This window comes from Klebsiella michiganensis, assembly GCF_015139575.1.
In the GTDB taxonomy this organism is placed as follows: Bacteria; Pseudomonadota; Gammaproteobacteria; order Enterobacterales; family Enterobacteriaceae; genus Klebsiella; species Klebsiella michiganensis.
This window is the reverse complement of record NZ_AP022547.1, coordinates 4,671,863-4,688,247: the sequence shown is the minus strand read 5'-3', so window position 1 is coordinate 4,688,247 and position 16,385 is coordinate 4,671,863. Positions and strand designations below refer to the sequence as shown.

Here is a 16,385-nt window from a genome sequence, read left to right as displayed (position 1 = left end):
TCTCAGCGCATCATGGTTCTATGATGCCTGCCGCCGCTGCGCTGGCAATCAATCAGGCGCAGTTATGCAATGAATGTAACAAAATCGCAATACACTTCATCCTTCAAGCTGCCTCTTTGTTGGCTTCGTTTGCCCGCCCCGGTCACTGACTTATGTCAGCTCCCGGGGACGAACAACCTTGCCGCCTCGATGCAGCATGAATGATTTTGTGTATAAGCATTGCCGATTTTTTTCTAAAAACGCTTTGTTCTTAGCAAGAATTTTTAATTACTTCATCAAACGCATCGCGCCGGAAATACTGCACCCATAACACACATACCCCTAAATAATTCGAGTAGCAGGAAGGCGGCAAACTCGGGCGATCCTGGAGCATAGATAACTATGTGACAGGGAAGAACGAGTGCAGCCAACGCACATGCTACTCGAAGTATGACGGGGATAAGGGAAGCAGACACTATGGCACTATCATCGCGTATCACACTCATTGCCGCGCTGGCGCTGGCGGCGTTCCAGGCCCAGGCGGTCAACGTTACCGTGGCGTATCAGACCTCCGCCGAGCCGGCGAAAGTCGCCCAGGCGGACAACACTTTCGCCAAAGCGAGCGGGGCGACCGTCGACTGGCGCAAGTTTGACAGCGGCGCGAGCATCGTGCGGGCGCTGGCTTCCGGCGACGTGCAGATCGGCAACCTCGGCTCCAGCCCGCTGGCGGTCGCCGCCACCCAGCAGGTGCCGATTGAAGTCTTTCTGCTGGCCTCAAAGCTCGGTAACTCCGAAGCGCTGGTAGTGAAGAAGAGCATCACCAAACCGCAGGACCTGATCGGCAAACGCATCGCCGTGCCATTTATCTCCACCACCCACTACAGCCTGCTGTCGGCGCTGAAGCACTGGGGGATTAAACCGGGGCAGGTGCAGATCCTCAACCTGCAGCCGCCGGCGATTATTGCCGCCTGGCAGCGTGGCGACATTGACGGCGCCTACGTCTGGGCGCCGGCGGTTAACGCGCTGGAAAAAGACGGCACGGTTCTCACCGACTCGTCGCAGGTGGGCGAGTGGGGCGCGCCGACGCTGGACGTGTGGGTGGTACGCAAAGACTTTGCCGAAAAGCATCCTGACATCGTCAAAGCCTTCGCCAAAAGCGCCATTGACGCGCAGCAGCCCTATATCGCCAACCCGGATGAGTGGCTGAAGCAGCCGGAGAACATCAGCAAGCTGGCGCGCTTAAGCGGCGTACCGGAAGCCGACGTCCCGGGGCTGGTGAAAGGCAATACCTACCTGACCGCCGCCCAGCAGGCGCAGGAGCTGAACGGACCGGTGAATAAAGCCATCATCGACACCGCTAAATTCCTGAAAGAGCAGGGCAAAGTGCCCGCCGCCGGTAGCGACTACAGCCAGTACGTCACCGACCGTTTTGTGAAGTAAAGGAGGTCATGATGCTGCAAATCTCGCATCTTTCCGCCGATTACGGCGGTAAACCGGCGCAGGCGGATATCAACCTGACGCTGGACAGCGGCGAACTGCTGGTGGTCCTGGGGCCCTCCGGCTGCGGTAAAACCACGCTGCTGAACCTGATTGCCGGATTCGTGCCTTATCAGCACGGCAGCATCACCCTTGAAGGCCAGCGGGTTGAAGGGCCGGGCGCCGATCGCGGCGTGGTGTTTCAGCACGAAGGGCTGCTGCCGTGGCGCAACGTGCAGGATAACGTTGCGCTCGGGCTGCAGCTGGCCGGGGTCGACAAAACGCAGCGCCGGGCAACCGCCGCGCAGATGCTAAAAAAAGTGGGCCTTGAGGGAGCGGAAAAGCGCTTTGTCTGGCAGCTCTCCGGCGGCCAGCGCCAGCGGGTAGGGATTGCCCGCGCGCTGGCGGCCAACCCGCAGCTGCTGCTGCTCGACGAGCCGTTTGGCGCGCTGGATGCCTTTACCCGCGAGCAGATGCAAACCCTGTTGCTCAGCCTGTGGCATGAGACCGGTAAGAAGGTGCTGCTGATTACCCACGATATCGAAGAGGCGGTGTTTATGGCCACCGAACTGGTACTACTCTCGCCGGGGCCGGGCCGGGTGCTCGAACGGCTGCCGCTCGATTTTGGCCGCCGCTTCGTCGCCGGTGAATCCTGCCGCAGCATTAAATCGGACCCGCGGTTTATCGAACAGCGCGAATACGTCCTCAGCCGGGTATTTGAACAACGGGAGGCTTTCTCATGAGCGTGGTCATCAATGACAAACCGCGTCAGCGGGGGCTGAAGTGGCGCTGGCCGCTCTCGCGTCAGCTCAGCCTGAGCGTGGCGACCCTGGCGGTACTGCTGGCTATCTGGTGGGCCGTTGCCGCCCTGCAGCTGATTAGTCCGCTGTTTCTGCCGCCCCCGGGACAGGTATTGCAGAAACTTATCACTATTGCCGGTCCGCAGGGTTTTATGGACGCCACCCTCTGGCAGCACCTGGCGGCGAGCCTGACGCGTATCGTTATCGCGCTGCTGGCGGCGGTACTGCTCGGCGTGCCGGTGGGGATCGCCATGGGGCTGAGCCCCACGGTACGCGGGATCCTCGACCCGCTGATCGAGCTTTATCGCCCGGTGCCGCCGCTGGCCTATTTACCGCTGATGGTGATCTGGTTCGGCATCGGCGAGACCTCGAAGATCCTGCTGATCTACCTGGCGATATTCGCGCCGGTGGCGATGTCGGCGCTGGCGGGGGTTAAGAGCGCCCAGCAGGTGCGCATTCGCGCCGCGCAATCTTTAGGAGCCAGCCGGGCGCAGGTGCTGTGGCTGGTGATCCTGCCCGGCGCGCTGCCGGAGATCCTCACCGGCCTGCGCATTGGGCTCGGCGTGGGCTGGTCGACGCTGGTGGCCGCGGAGCTGATTGCCGCCACCCGCGGGTTAGGTTTTATGGTGCAGTCCGCCGGTGAGTTCCTCGCCACCGACGTGGTGCTGGCCGGGATCGCGGTGATTGCCATCATCGCCTTTTTACTGGAACTGGGGCTGCGCGCGTTGCAGCGTCGCCTGACGCCCTGGCATGGAGAAGTACAATGAGCGAACGTTTAAGCATTACCCCGCTGGGGCCGTATATTGGTGCGCAGGTATCCGGTGTCGACATCACTCGCCCGCTGAGCGACAACCAGTTTGAGCAGCTGTATCACGCGGTGCTGCGTCACCAGGTGGTGTTCCTGCGTGAGCAAAACATCACTCCCGAGCAGCAGCGGGATCTCGCCCTGCGCTTTGGCGACCTGCATATTCATCCGGTCTATCCGCACGCGCCCGGCGTGGATGAGATTATCGTGCTTGATACCCATGACGATAATCCGCCGGATAATGATAACTGGCACACCGATGTCACCTTTATTGAGACGCCGCCCGCCGGGGCGATCCTCGCGGCAAAAGAGCTGCCGTCAACCGGCGGCGACACCCTGTGGACCAGCGGCATTGCGGCCTATGAGGCGCTCTCCGCGCCTTTGCGCCAGCTGTTAAGCGGCCTGCGCGCGGAGCATGATTTTCGCAAATCGTTTCAGGAGTACAAATACCGCAAAAGCGAAGAGGAGCATCAGCGCTGGCTGGAGGCGGTCGCGAAAAATCCGCCGCTGCTGCATCCGGTGGTGCGCACCCATCCGGTGACCGGGAAGCAGGCGCTGTTTGTCAATGAGGGCTTTACCACCCGCATCGTCGACGTCACGGAGAAAGAGAGCGAGGCGCTGCTCGGCTTCCTGTTTGCTCACGTTACTAAACCGGACTTCCAGGTGCGCTGGCGCTGGCAGCCGAACGACGTGGCCATTTGGGATAACCGCGTCACCCAGCACTACGCCAATGCCGATTACCTGCCGCAGCGGCGCATTATGCACCGGGCGACGATTCTCGGGGATAAACCCTATTATCGGGCGGGGTAATGCTTGTAGCCCAGCCGCGCGCCGTGGAGAACATCGGAAGCGGTATTGTACGTGGCTTCCCGGAGGCGGCGCTTAACGCGCCTTGTCCGGGCTACCGGTCCGCAGAAAGCGGTAAACCCGTAGCCCGGCTAAGGCGCAATGCGCCGCAAGCCGGGAAACAACCTACGATAAACGCGCCGCCTCCGGGAAAAGGCTTTTATGCCGATTTTTGCGCGTCCAGATGTACCCCAATATAGCGCTGATAGCGGTTCGCCTTCAGGTAGGTCAAGTCCACCAGCACCAGACCATCCACGCAGTTGTTGAAATCCGGGTCGCTGCCGAAATCGATAAACTGTACGCCGCCCGGCTCGCAAACTTCCGAGTACTGCTTATACAGCGGCGGGATCGCGCAGCCGAGATTGCCGAGCAGGGACTTCAGCCGCGCCAGATCGTCGTTGTAATCTTCTCCGCCAAACTGCGCCAGCACATCGGGCAGCGAGGCCGGATAAGGGCGACGCGACTCCGCCAGCGGATGCGTCGCCGGGAACCACAGTCGATAGAACGCGACCAGCAGATCGCGCGCCGACGGCGGCAGCCCGCCGGAAATCGACACCGGGCCGAACAGATAGCGATAGTGCGGATAGCGCGCCAGATACGCGCCGATGCCGGACCACAGGTAGTCCAGTCCGCGGCGGCCCCAGTAGCGCGGCTGGATAAAGCTGCGCCCCAGCTCAATCCCGTGCTGCAGAATATCGTCCATGCGCGCGTCGTAATGGAACAGGCTGTAGCTATAGACGCCGTTCAGGCCGCGCTTTTCCAGCTGCATCGCGGTCGGCATAAAGCGGTAAGCGCCGACGATTTCCAGGTCTTCTTCATCCCACAGAATCAGATGCAGATAGTCGTCGTCGTAACCGTCAACGTCGCGACGTTTGCCGCTGCCTTCGCCCACCGCGCGGAAGGCGATTTCCCGCAGGCGGCCCAGTTCGCGCAGCACTGGCGCATCTTCCTGGCCGCGGCGCTGCCAGAGATAAATCACTTTGCCATCCGCCGTGCGCCCCAGCGTTTCCGCCCGTCCCAGTTCGCGCTTGAGCAGGGCGCGGTCTTCGGGTCGGGCGATAGCGCTTTCGCTTTTAAATACGCCGGGCTGCCCTTTTGCCAGCAGCTCCAGGTGGCGATAGCAGCGTTCGGTCAGCTCGCGAACAGAGCGCTGAGGATCGAACCAGCTTGACCAGGCAATCTGTTGGCCGAAATTAACCGGCAGGCTACCGTTGCGGCGGCGAAACATTTGCTGCATCAGCAGCAGCAGCGGCAGGCTATCGGAAATCAGCGTGCTGGCGTAAAACAGCGCGCTGTTGCGCGCGCGGATCCACGCCGGCAGCAGCGGGGCGCGGTATTTCGCCGCCAGCTTAATAAATCCGGAGTGCCATTTTTTATCGCGAATACCGCGCCGGGTGAGGCGTGAAACTTCACCCGCCGGGAAGAAAATCAGCACGCCGCCGTTTTGCAACTGCTGGTCCATCTGCTGCAGCGCCGCTTTGGCGGTTCGGCCGTTGATATTATCGACCGGAATAAACAGCGAGCTCAGCGGTTCAAGGTGGGTCAGCATGCGGTTGGTGACCACTTTGACGTCGCGACGCACGCGGGACACCGCGTAGAGCAGGGCCAGGCCGTCAAGCGTACCGGTGGGGTGGTTGGCGATAATGACCAGCGGGCCATGTTCGGGGATTTGTTCGAGATCGTGCGCCGGGATAGCGCAGCGGATATTAAGATGTTCGAGCACCTGTTCGACCGTATCCAGTCCTTTCAGGTGATGATGACGCGCGGCAAACTGCTGAAACTCTTCCTCATGCAGGAGCTTTTTCAGCACCTTTTTCTGCCAGAGCGCTGGCTTTGCCTGAGGCCACAGGTCATCGATGACATTGTCGAGACTAAACATAGCGGCACCTCCTCCGTCCTGCCCAGACAGTAGAAGGCGCAGATGTCGCTCAGATTACAGTTGAGTGAAGATTTGGGATATTTCCCCGGGTTGCGGCTGGCGCCTTACCCGGCCTACCGGAGCAGATCGTAGCCCCGGTAAGCGTAGCGCGACCGGGGGGTTACTGGCGTTCGCCGCACAAAAAATCGTGAATTTCGCCACCCCAATTATCGGGATATAACCCGCGGCGTACATCCCGGTGAAAGGTTGAAAAAGGCCAATCACAAACCTGTCGTACCCAACCGTGTTTTACAGGATTAATGTAGGTGTAATCGATATGCCGGCGGTAGTCTTCTTCATCGCGGATTGCATGTTCCCAGAAACGCGGTTGCCAGACATTTTCTTGTTTTAATGCTTTGCTAAAGCAACCTTTTATGTCCCGCCATCTGGCGGAGAAATCGCTATCGTCTCCGGGTAATGTCCAGATGCAATGAAGATGTTCAGGAAGGATAACCCATGCATCAATGTAAAAGGGTTTTCGCCGTTTGATGGTGAGGATGGCGTGACGTAAAGTACCGATGTGCTCGGTCAGAAGTCTGCTTTTTCGGTTTCGCAAATTAACTGTAAAAAACCAGGTTCCACCCTTCAGGTAATAACGACGGTAGGCCACCATGCAGCGCTCCTTTGCAAAAGATAGCGTCTTAAGCGGCAGGGTAGAGTCGGGGTAACAGTCTGGCAAGAATCCAAAGATAATGGTGGAAAGAGTCTCGCAACTTTTTGCAGCAGAGAAATTCCCCGGGTTGCGGCTGACGCCTTACCCGGGCTACCGGAGCAGGTTTGTAGCCCCGGTAAGCGTAGCGCGACCGGGGAACGGTAATAGCCGAATTAACGCAGGATTTTCTTTTCGGCGAGATCGAGGGCGAAGTAGCTGAAGATCAGATCCGCGCCGGCGCGCTTGATTGCGCCGAGGCTTTCCAGCACCACTTTCTCTTCATCGATAGCGCCGGCCTGGGCGGCGAACTTAATCATCGCGTATTCACCGCTCACCTGGTACGCGCCGAGCGGCAGGTTGGTGCGCTCGCGCAGATCGCGCAGGATATCGAGATAGGGACCGGCCGGTTTGACCATCAGGCAGTCGGCGCCCTGGGCTTCGTCCAGCAGCGATTCGCGAATCGCTTCGCGGCGGTTCATAGGGCTCATCTGATAGGTTTTACGATCGCCTTTCAGCGCGGTACCCGCGGCTTCGCGGAACGGACCATAGAACGATGAAGCGAACTTAGTGGAGTAGGACATAATCGCCGTATCGGTAAATCCGGCGGCGTCCAGCGCCTGGCGAATGGCCTGCACCTGGCCGTCCATCGCGGCGGACGGGGCGATAAAATCCGCGCCTGCGGCAGCGGCGACCACCGCCTGCTTACCGAGGTTGGTAAGGGTTAAATCGTTATCGACACCGTGGTCGCACAGCACGCCGCAGTGGCCGTGGGAGGTGTATTCGCAGAAACAGGTGTCGGACATCACGATCATCTCCGGCACCGCCTCTTTACAGATGCGGGACATGCGCGCCACCAGGCCGTTTTCGTTCCAGGTATCGCTGCCAACGGCATCGGTATGATGGGAAATCCCGAAGGTCATCACCGAACGGATACCGGCGTTGGCGATGCGCTCGATTTCGCGCGCCAGGTGTCTTTCCGGAATACGCATCACGCCGGGCATCGCTTCGATGGCTTTGTAATCGTCGATTTCTTCTTCAACAAAGATCGGCAACACCAGGTCGTTCAAACTCAGTGTTGTCTCTTCAAACATGGCACGTAGCGAAGCGGACTTGCGCAGTCGGCGCGGGCGAGTGATTAAATCTGTCATGGTTTGCCTGATTTTGTGAAATGAAAAAAGCGAGTTTACCTCAATTGGCGGCGGGATGTTTCGCCAAAACGATCCTTATCTATCGTCGGCAAAACATCCCAACAGGTTACTGGCTGGCGGTCTCAATCCCGGGGCGGTCGCCGCTTAATTCGCTGACCAGCTCGTTGACGCCATCGCTCATGTTGTTGAAACGCGTCAATGAAGAGCGGGTGACCACCACGAAGGCGCCGACGTTAGCCTGCGGGTTCATCGCCATGTAGGTGATAAAACCGCCGCCGCCGCCGGTCTTCTGAATAATGCCCGGCTGGCCGTTTTTCGGCTTCATGTAGACCCAGCCGAGACCCAGCGCATCGGCTTTGCCCGGCACGTCCATCCCGATCACCCTCGTCAGCTGGCTGCGTTGATAAATGAGCGTCTGCATCCGGTCCGCCTGCTGCCCGCGGGTGAAGAAATCGGAAGAGAGGAACTGCTGCATCCAGCGCATCATATCGCCAGGCGTGGAGTAAACGCCGCCGCTGCCGATGGCCGCCAGCGTATTGTTGCACGGGCTGGCCCCTTTCTCCGGGATCATCAGGCGCCGGCACTGATCGGGCGAAGGCGTAAAGGTGGTGTCTTTCATCCCCAGCGGACGGGTAATCTGCTCTTCAAACAGCTGCGGCCAGGGCTTGCCCGCGGCGGTAGAGAGCGCATCGGCCAGTAAATCGAACGCCAGATTGGAATAGGCGGCCTGGGAACCCGGCGCGGCTTTTAACGTGGCCGTGGAGAGCCAGTTCCAGCGCTGCTGGCGCGTCGGCCAGACGAACACCGGACGATGCGCCGCGCCGCCGGGCTGCTCGCGCGGCAGGGCGCTGGTATGGGTCGCCAGATTCACCAGCGTAATGGGCGCTCCCTGATATGTCGGCACGCGCGCGCCCGGCGGGGCGTATTTGCTCAGCGGATCGTTGAGCTTCACCACGCCCTGGTCGAGAAGTTTGACCAGCATTTCGCTGGTCATCAGCTTGCTCAGGGAGGCGATGCGAATCACCGAATCGAGCTGCGGGTGCTCATTATTGCCCGGGCGCGTCTCGCCGAAGCTGCGGAATACGCGCTGGTTACCATCGATAACCACCAGCGCCATGCCGATCGCGCCGCTGCCGTAGTAGATATGGTTAGCGTAACGGTCGACAACATCCGCAGCGAATTCCGGGTCGACGCTCGGCTGCGCGGCCTGGACCGATGTCAACGACGCCGCGCACAGCGCAGCAAAAATGAGCAGACTACGTTTCAACGGGGGCATCCATCATGGTGAAGAAAAATATAGAGCGTATTTATACTACGAAGCGCCGTCGAGCAAAGCGCTAATAACGCCATTCTGTGCGGAAAAACGTAACCTGGCGTAAAAAATCCTTTTTTTGCTTTCGGATAGCGGCTTTCGCCTGCGGGCGCGTATGATATTCGTTTTGGCTAAACATGGGTGGCAAGAGACGATGGCGGCGAAACGGGTAGTGATGGTAGTGGATATGCAAAACGGCGTTTTCGCGACGCCGCGTATTGAACGCGAGCGCTGCGCGGCGCAAATTAACCGCCTGATAAACGCCGCGGATACCGTTATCTTCATTCAGCACTGCGAAGAGGGCGGTCTGGAAGAGGGGAGCGAAGGTTTTGCTTTGCTGCCTGAACTGCACCAGCCGGCAGGCGCGTTGTTCGTGACCAAGACCGCCTGCGACGCCTTTTACCGCACCCGCCTGGAAGAGGTGCTGCGCGAACATCACATCACGCAGTTTGTGATTTGCGGCTGCGCCACCGACTACTGCGTAGATACCACCATCAAAAACGGCGCCAGCCGGGGCTATGCGATTACCGTCGCTGAAGATGCCCATACCACAGCCAACCGCCCGGCGGCGCAGGCCGTCACGCTGATCGCCCACTACAACGAGGTGTGGCGTACGCTGACCGTTCCGGGCAATCCTTTACAGGTGAAATCGACAGAAACAATTCTGAACGGATGGTCGGCGAACTAAGCTGCTGATATCCGGTCTCATCATCCGCCCACTTTGCTTCGCTGCGACGGCTTTGCGGCGGGCGTCTTTGTGGTACACAGCACAGCAAAACGAAAAAGAAGTTAGCAGGAGAGCATGATGTTTAAATCCTTTTTCCCCAAACCGGGGCCGTTTTTTATTTCTGCCTTTATCTGGTCGCTGCTGGCGGTGATCTTTTGGCAGGCGGGCGGCGGCGACTGGCTGCTGCGGGTCACTGGCGCATCCCAGGATGTGGCGATTAGCGCGGCGCGCTTTTGGTCGCTCAATTACCTGGTGTTCTACGCGTTCTACGTATTCTGCGTGGGCGTTTTCGCCCTCTTTTGGTTTATTTACAGCCCCCACCGCTGGCAGTACTGGTCGATCCTCGGCACCTCGCTTATTATTTTCGTCACCTGGTTTCTGGTCGAGGTCGGGGTGGCGATAAACGCCTGGTACGCCCCGTTCTACGATCTTATTCAGGCCGCGCTGGCGACGCCGCATAAGGTCAGCATTAACCAGTTTTATCAGGAGATTGGCATCTTTCTCGGCATCGCGCTTATCGCGGTGGTCATCGGGGTGATGAACAACTTCTTCGTCAGCCACTACGTTTTCCGCTGGCGTACCGCCATGAACGAACACTATATGGCGCACTGGCAGCATCTGCGCCATATCGAAGGCGCCGCGCAGCGTGTGCAGGAAGATACCATGCGCTTTGCTTCCACCCTGGAGAGCATGGGCGTCAGCTTCCTTAACGCGGTGATGACCCTTATCGCCTTCCTGCCGGTGCTGGTGACGCTCTCCGCGCACGTCCCGGATTTACCGATTGTCGGCCACCTGCCTTACGGCCTGGTGATTGCCGCCATCATCTGGTCGTTAATGGGTACCGGCCTGCTGGCGGTGGTGGGGATCAAGCTGCCCGGCCTGGAGTTCAAAAACCAGCGCGTTGAGGCCGCCTATCGTAAAGAGCTGGTGTACGGCGAAGATGACGCCAACCGCGCGACGCCGCCGACGGTGCGTGAGCTCTTTGGCGCCGTGCGCCGCAACTATTTCCGCCTCTATTTCCACTACATGTATTTCAATATCGCCCGTATTCTGTATCTGCAGGTGGATAACGTTTTCGGTTTGTTCCTGCTGTTTCCGTCGATTGTTGCCGGTACGATTACGCTGGGCCTGATGACCCAGATCACCAACGTCTTTGGCCAGGTTCGCGGTTCGTTCCAGTATCTGATTAGCTCATGGACTACACTGGTTGAGCTGATGTCTATCTACAAACGTCTGCGCAGCTTCGAGCGCGAGCTGGATGGCAAAGAGCTGCAGACCGTGACGCAAACATTAAGTTGATCAACGCAAGGATGAACCATGCCGGTAGCGCAATCCAGAATCACTTCTCTCACCCTGACGCTACTGGCAGGGATTGTCCTAAGCGCCTGCTCCAGCAAGCCGGAGCCGGAGCTGAAAAAGGGCGAAAAGGCGATTGATGTTGCCGCGGTGGTGCGGCAGAAAATGCCCGCCAGCGTGAAAGATCGCGAGGCATGGGCGCAGGCCATCGCCAAAACCTTTGCCAGCCAGAAGCTGGCGCCGACGGAAGAGAACGTCTGTTCGGTGCTGGCGGTGGCGCAGCAGGAGTCCAACTATCAGGCCGACCCGGCGGTGCCGGGGCTGAATAAAATCGCCTGGCAGGAGATTGACCGCCGGGCGGAGAAAATGCATATCCCGGTTTTTCTGGTGCATACCGCGCTGAAAATCAAATCGCCCAACGGCAAAAGCTATAGCGAACGCCTCGATAGCGTGAAAACCGAAAAGCAGCTGAGCGCGATTTTCGATGATTTTATCGGCATGGTGCCGATGGGGCAGAAGCTGTTCGGCTCGCTGAACCCGGTGCATACCGGCGGCCCGATGCAGGTCAGCATCGCCTTCGCCGAGCAGCATACCGACGGCTACCCGTGGAAAATCGACGGTACCGTGCGCCAGGAGGTGTTCAGCCTGCGCGGCGGTCTGTGGTTCGGCACCTATCATCTGTTGAACTATCCGGCGAACTACAGCGTGCCGCTGTACCGTTTTGCTGATTTCAACGCCGGATGGTACGCCAGCCGTAACGCCGCCTTCCAGAACGCCGTCTCTAAAGCGACGGGCGTGAAGCTGGCGCTGGATGGCGATTTGATTCGCTACGATAGCGATGAGGCCGGAACCACTGAACTGGCGGTGCGCCGGTTATCCTCACAGCTGGCAATGAGCGATGATGATATCCATCGTCAGTTAAAGAAGGGCGACACCCTGGCGTTTGAAGAGAGCGATCTCTATAAGCAGGTGTTTCGCATTGCCGATAAGAAAGCCGGCAAAACGCTCCCGCGGGAGGTGCTGCCGGGCATTCAGCTTGAGAGCCCGAAAATCACCCGTAACCTGACGACCGCCTGGTTTGCCAAACGCGTTGACGACCGGCGGGCCAGCTGTATGGCGCGCCGTTAGCGGCGGCTGCGCCAGCGGAATATCAGCCCAGGAATACCAATGAGCACGCAGCCCGCCAGGAAGGGAATCAGGCCGAACAGGGTACCGACCACCAGGCTAATCTCGACCCGCGGGCGGCTGCTGTCCTGCATTTGAATCAGATGCTCAAAAACGCCGGGCGCGTGGATCAGCATACTCAGCATTTGCGCACCGGCCCAGAAGCAAAACAGCACAAACAGAGCGTAAGCGATGTTGCTGCCGGTGAGAGAGCCCCTCTTTTTGCCGCCGTTGACGGTCTTTGCAAAAGTGAACTCTGCCATCTTGACCTCCGTACTTCACTTTCTTGCCGTTTTTTCCACGGCGACGTAGAGGGTAATTCTGGCAACGAAGGGGGGATTTCAGTATCAGATTGCTGGTAATTTCCGCCCAGGAATATTCCTGATTTCATCGGGTTGTGAGTTTGCTACAAATTTGTGAAATTTAGACCGATATCGCAATGTGCGACAATTCTCAACGCCGCTACAGACCCGCGGTGGCGGCTATGCGAAGATGCTTTTTTTGTTGTCGGAGTGGTTATGAAACTCACGGAAAAAATCCGCCGCGATTGGCACTACTACGCGGTAGCGCTGGGGTTAATTTTTATTATGAATGGCGTGGTCGGGCTGCTCGGATATGAAACCGAAGGCTGGCGTTCTTACGCGGTTGGGCTGGTGACGTGGGTCATTAGCTTCTGGATTGCCGGGTTTATTATTCGCCGCCGCCCGGCAGAGGAAGCGTGAACCGGAGGTGGTGAACCCGTAGCCCGGCTAAGCGCAGCGCGAGCCGGGAAGATGCCGGGCTGATACATCAACCCCGGCGCACTCCCCGGGTCGCGGCCTAAACGCTTACCCGGGCTTAATTCATCGATGTTTTCAGCGCCCGATCGGCGGCGTGACGCTCAAGCGCCAGCTCAATCAGGCGGCTAATCAGGCTGGTATAGTCCAGACCGCTGGCCTGCCATAGCTTCGGATACATGCTGATGTTGGTGAAGCCCGGCAGCGTATTGATTTCGTTAATCACCACGTCGTTATCGGCGGTCAGGAACACATCGACGCGCGCCATCCCGCAGCAGCCGAGGGTCTGATAGGCGCGAACGGCGATATCGCGAATTTTATCGTTTACATCGCTGTCGATGGCCGCCGGAACCACCACCTTCGCGCCCTGATCGTCAATGTACTTGGTGTCATAGGCGTAGAATTCGCTGTTGAGGACGATTTCACCGCAGGTGCTGGCCTGGGGATTATCGTTGCCCAATACCGCGCACTCGATCTCACGCCCTTTAATCCCCTGTTCAACCACCACTTTATGGTCAAATTCGAAGGCCAGGGCGACGGCCTGCTGATACTGCTCTTCGCTGTTGACCTTGCTGACGCCCACCGAGGAGCCCTGGTTCGCCGGTTTGACGAACAGCGGCATGCCCAGCTTCGCCTGCACTTCGGCAAAGCTCACCTGATGACGGTTGGCGCGGGTCAGGGTAATAAAAGGCGCAATCGACAGCCCGGCATCGCGCAGCAGACGCTTGGTCACGTCTTTGTCCATGCAGGCGGCGGAGCCGAGGACGTCGGAGCCGACGAAGGGCAGGTTAGCCATCCGCAGCATACCCTGCAGAGAACCATCTTCCCCAAGGGTGCCGTGAACAATCGGGAAAATGACGTCGATGGCCGCCAGCGGCTGGCCGCTATCGGCGTTAATCAGCTGCTGCGCTTCGCGTCCGGGAATTTGCGCCAGGGTAATATCGGATGGGCGCAGGGCAATATGGGCGGGGTCCTGCGGATTGAGCAGATAGTTGCTGGCGTCGTTGATATGCCACTGCCCCTGCTTATCAATCCCCAGCAAAACGACGTCGAAGCGCGTTTTGTCGATGGCTTCCACGATATTTTTCGCTGACTGTAGCGATACTTCATGTTCTGCCGACTTACCGCCGAAAACGATCCCAACCCTCATCTTAGCCATTTCAACTTCCATCATGATTACATCAAAGGGCATAACATAGCATGTGAAACGGCCGCCTGGCTGCCATAATATTCACCGGGTAAAGCATTGGGAGGCAGCGCGTGAAAGGAAAAGGGCTTATCGTTCTGTTGGCGCTGCTGGCGGCCGGATATTACGGCTATCGTTATCTTCCCGCGCACTATAACCCGCTGGCGCCGCTGCGTCTGGAGGATCCGCCGGGGTTCATCACCCACTATAAGCTGCGGCGATTGACGCCCGGACAGTGCGCCAACCTGCTGAAGGAAGCGAATCAGCGAAATCTCATCACCAGCCGGGCAGTGGCCGATAGCGGGGGAGAGTGCCCCCTGCAAAACGTGGTTCGGGTACGCGATTTTGGCGCGGTAAAGCTCAGCAGCAGCTTCCTCGCCAGCTGCCCGCTGGCGTTAAGCAGCGCGCTGTATCTGCAACAGCAGGCGAAACCGCTGACTCGGCGGATGCTGGGGCAAGAGCTCCGCCAGGTCGACCATTTTGGCAGCTATGCCTGCCGTAATATTTACCATCGTCAGAACGCGCGGCGCAGCGAGCACGCTACCGCGGAGGCGCTGGATATCAGCGGCTTTCGTTTGGCCGATGGCCGACGCATCAGCGTGCTGAAAGGGTGGCCCGATGCGCAGTATCACCCCTGGCTACAGGCGTTACTGGCCGGCGGTTGCAGCTATTACGGCAACGCTTTAGGGCCGGACTATAACGCGGCCCATGCGAACCATTTTCACCTCGGTATGCGCGGCCAGGGGTTCTGTTTCTGAGCATAACTCGCTGTATACCACGCTTTTCACCATGAAATTATTCGCAATAGGGCAATCTGGTGTCATAAAACACTAAACTCGCCGTCAGCGCATCTCTGGTAGTACGTCGGACAGGGGAAATTGCTAAGCTAGTTAATAATTGCCAAAAAATTAATGAATACGCGTAGTTATGGAATCCTGGAAGGTTAATCTTATCTCCGTCTGGTTTGGCTGTTTTTTTACCGGCCTGGCCATCAGCCAAATTCTTCCCTTTTTGCCGCTGTACGTTTCCCAACTGGGCGTGACCTCGCATGAAGCGTTATCCATGTGGTCGGGCCTGACGTTTAGCGTCACTTTTCTGGTGTCGGCGATTGTCTCGCCGATGTGGGGGAGCCTCGCCGACCGCAAAGGGCGCAAGCTGATGCTGCTGCGCGCCTCGCTGGGGATGGCCATCGCCATTTTACTTCAGGCGTTCGCCACCAACGTCTGGCAGCTGTTTATCCTGCGCGCGGTGATGGGACTGACTTCCGGCTATATTCCCAACGCCATGGCGCTGGTGGCGTCTCAGGTTCCGCGCGAGCGTAGCGGCTGGGCGCTGAGCACGCTGTCGACGGCGCAGATCAGCGGCGTGATTGGCGGGCCGCTGCTCGGCGGTTTCCTGGCCGACCACGTCGGTTTGCGCGCCGTATTTATCATCACCGCGATTTTGCTGACCGTAAGCTTCCTGGTGACGCTGTTTCTGATTAAAGAGGGAGCCCGGCCGCAGGTCACCAGGGCGGAACGGCTGAGCGGCAAGGCGGTATTTGCCTCGCTGCCCTATCCGGGGCTGGTGATCAGCCTGTTTTTCACCACTCTGGTGATCCAACTGTGCAACGGCTCAATCGGCCCGATTCTGGCGCTGTTTATCAAGTCGATGGCGCCGGATAGCAATAACATCGCCTTTCTCGCCGGCATGATCGCCGCCGTGCCGGGCGTGTCGGCGCTGATTTCGGCTCCCCGTCTGGGGAAACTGGGCGACAGGATCGGCACCTCGCGGATCCTGCTGGCGACGCTGTGCTGCGCGGTGGTGATGTTCTTTGCCATGTCGTTCGTTACGACCCCATTCCAGCTTGGCGTCCTGCGGTTCCTGCTCGGTTTTGCCGATGGGGCGATGCTGCCGGCGGTGCAAACGCTTCTGCTCAAATACTGCAGCGACAGCGTCACCGGGCGTATTTTCGGCTATAACCAGTCGTTTATGTATCTTGGCAACGTGGCCGGGCCGCTGATTGGCGCGTCGGTCTCGGCCATGGCCGGCTTCCGCTGGGTGTTTATCGCCACGGCGGTTATTGTCCTGATCAATATCTGGCAGCTGGCCATCATGCTGCGCCGCAGCCGCCGTCCTGCGGCTTAATTCCGCTCTTTCTCCTCGGCCGCGATGGATGCGACAGCGTCAGTAGCGGCCTCGGTGTTCCTGAAGCTCTAAATGTATCACCGATCACAAAACGATCATTTTCCCCTCTCATCCTCTTCTATTCCTGACTGTTACGCGTATACAGTTACGCGTAACAGTTATTGAAAAAGAGG

General features: G+C 58.7%; 16 protein-coding genes. 10 read left to right on the top strand and 6 right to left on the bottom strand.

All coding sequences use genetic code 11. The features are described from left to right. Positions 1-456: 456 nt before the first annotated feature. The 4 genes from tauA to tauD are packed head-to-tail and all read left to right on the top strand — an operon-like array spanning position 457 to position 3,870. A complete protein-coding gene (gene tauA / locus JLG71_RS22035; RefSeq protein WP_004099349.1) occupies positions 457-1,419 on the top strand; it encodes a taurine ABC transporter substrate-binding protein in 963 nt (320 codons plus the stop codon). Between the two features lie 11 nt (positions 1,420-1,430). Continuing rightward, entirely contained in the window at positions 1,431-2,198 is a 768-nt protein-coding gene (gene tauB / locus JLG71_RS22030; RefSeq protein WP_200914325.1) for a taurine ABC transporter ATP-binding subunit, read from the top strand. Next, on the top strand, positions 2,195-3,022 hold the full coding sequence (tauC, locus tag JLG71_RS22025) for a taurine ABC transporter permease TauC (RefSeq protein WP_032694130.1): 828 nt from the start codon (positions 2,195-2,197) through the stop codon (positions 3,020-3,022). Before tauB ends, tauC begins: the two co-directional genes overlap by 4 nt. Then, positions 3,019-3,870 carry a taurine dioxygenase gene (tauD, locus tag JLG71_RS22020; protein ID WP_032694131.1) on the top strand — a complete coding sequence of 284 codons (852 nt, stop codon included), beginning with the start codon at positions 3,019-3,021 and terminating at the stop codon, positions 3,868-3,870. The genes tauC and tauD overlap by 4 nt, the downstream gene beginning before the upstream one ends. 196 nt (positions 3,871-4,066) lie before the next feature. Here tauD and JLG71_RS22015 read toward each other — a convergent pair whose 3' ends face one another. The 4 genes from JLG71_RS22015 to ampH all read right to left on the bottom strand — a co-directional run bounded on the left by JLG71_RS22015 (position 4,067) and on the right by ampH (position 8,891). After that, positions 4,067-5,785, bottom strand: coding sequence for a lysophospholipid acyltransferase family protein (locus tag JLG71_RS22015; RefSeq protein ID WP_014228127.1), 1,719 nt, complete (start codon positions 5,783-5,785; stop codon positions 4,067-4,069). A 160-nt stretch (positions 5,786-5,945) separates the two neighbouring features. Then, positions 5,946-6,437 carry an REP-associated tyrosine transposase gene (locus tag JLG71_RS22010; RefSeq protein WP_032748194.1) on the bottom strand — a complete coding sequence of 164 codons (492 nt, stop codon included), beginning with the start codon at positions 6,435-6,437 and terminating at the stop codon, positions 5,946-5,948. Positions 6,438-6,649: 212 nt separating this feature from the next. Continuing rightward, positions 6,650-7,624 (bottom strand): porphobilinogen synthase, encoded by a 975-nt coding sequence (hemB, locus tag JLG71_RS22005; protein ID WP_004848143.1) that lies wholly within the window; start codon positions 7,622-7,624, stop codon positions 6,650-6,652. 106 nt (positions 7,625-7,730) lie between these two features. After that, positions 7,731-8,891, bottom strand: coding sequence for a D-alanyl-D-alanine-carboxypeptidase/endopeptidase AmpH (ampH, locus tag JLG71_RS22000; RefSeq protein ID WP_025107201.1), 1,161 nt, complete (start codon positions 8,889-8,891; stop codon positions 7,731-7,733). 220 nt (positions 8,892-9,111) lie between these two features. On the opposite strand from ampH, the gene JLG71_RS21995 reads away from it, so the two are divergent. From JLG71_RS21995 to JLG71_RS21985, 3 genes are all read left to right on the top strand, one after another. Beyond that, positions 9,112-9,624, top strand: a complete 513-nt coding sequence (locus JLG71_RS21995; protein WP_160741885.1) for a cysteine hydrolase family protein — start codon at positions 9,112-9,114, stop codon at positions 9,622-9,624. A 117-nt stretch (positions 9,625-9,741) separates the two neighbouring features. Continuing rightward, a complete protein-coding gene (gene sbmA, locus JLG71_RS21990) occupies positions 9,742-10,962 on the top strand; it encodes a peptide antibiotic transporter SbmA (protein WP_025107199.1) in 1,221 nt (406 codons plus the stop codon). 18 nt (positions 10,963-10,980) lie between these two features. Beyond that, positions 10,981-12,087 (top strand): DUF1615 domain-containing protein, encoded by a 1,107-nt coding sequence (locus JLG71_RS21985; protein ID WP_025107198.1) that lies wholly within the window; start codon positions 10,981-10,983, stop codon positions 12,085-12,087. On the opposite strand, the gene JLG71_RS21980 is transcribed toward JLG71_RS21985, so the two are convergent. Continuing rightward, on the bottom strand, positions 12,084-12,386 hold the full coding sequence (locus JLG71_RS21980; RefSeq protein WP_009653569.1) for a DUF2755 family protein: 303 nt from the start codon (positions 12,384-12,386) through the stop codon (positions 12,084-12,086). The genes JLG71_RS21985 and JLG71_RS21980 overlap by 4 nt on opposite strands. Positions 12,387-12,641: 255 nt before the next feature. Here JLG71_RS21980 and JLG71_RS21975 point away from each other — a divergent pair, with 255 nt between their 5' ends. After that, positions 12,642-12,845 (top strand): DUF2754 family protein, encoded by a 204-nt coding sequence (locus JLG71_RS21975; RefSeq protein WP_004132489.1) that lies wholly within the window; start codon positions 12,642-12,644, stop codon positions 12,843-12,845. 115 nt (positions 12,846-12,960) lie between these two features. Here JLG71_RS21975 and ddlA read toward each other — a convergent pair whose 3' ends face one another. Next, a complete protein-coding gene (gene ddlA, locus JLG71_RS21970) occupies positions 12,961-14,058 on the bottom strand; it encodes a D-alanine--D-alanine ligase (RefSeq protein ID WP_033836946.1) in 1,098 nt (365 codons plus the stop codon). A 101-nt stretch (positions 14,059-14,159) separates the two neighbouring features. On the opposite strand from ddlA, the gene JLG71_RS21965 reads away from it, so the two are divergent. Together JLG71_RS21965 and JLG71_RS21960 are read left to right on the top strand one after the other, a co-directional pair. Then, on the top strand, positions 14,160-14,843 hold the full coding sequence (locus tag JLG71_RS21965) for an extensin-like domain-containing protein (RefSeq protein WP_014228135.1): 684 nt from the start codon (positions 14,160-14,162) through the stop codon (positions 14,841-14,843). A gap of 169 nt (positions 14,844-15,012) precedes the next feature. After that, positions 15,013-16,212 carry a multidrug efflux MFS transporter gene (locus tag JLG71_RS21960; protein ID WP_014228136.1) on the top strand — a complete coding sequence of 400 codons (1,200 nt, stop codon included), beginning with the start codon at positions 15,013-15,015 and terminating at the stop codon, positions 16,210-16,212. Positions 16,213-16,385: the final 173 nt, after the last annotated feature.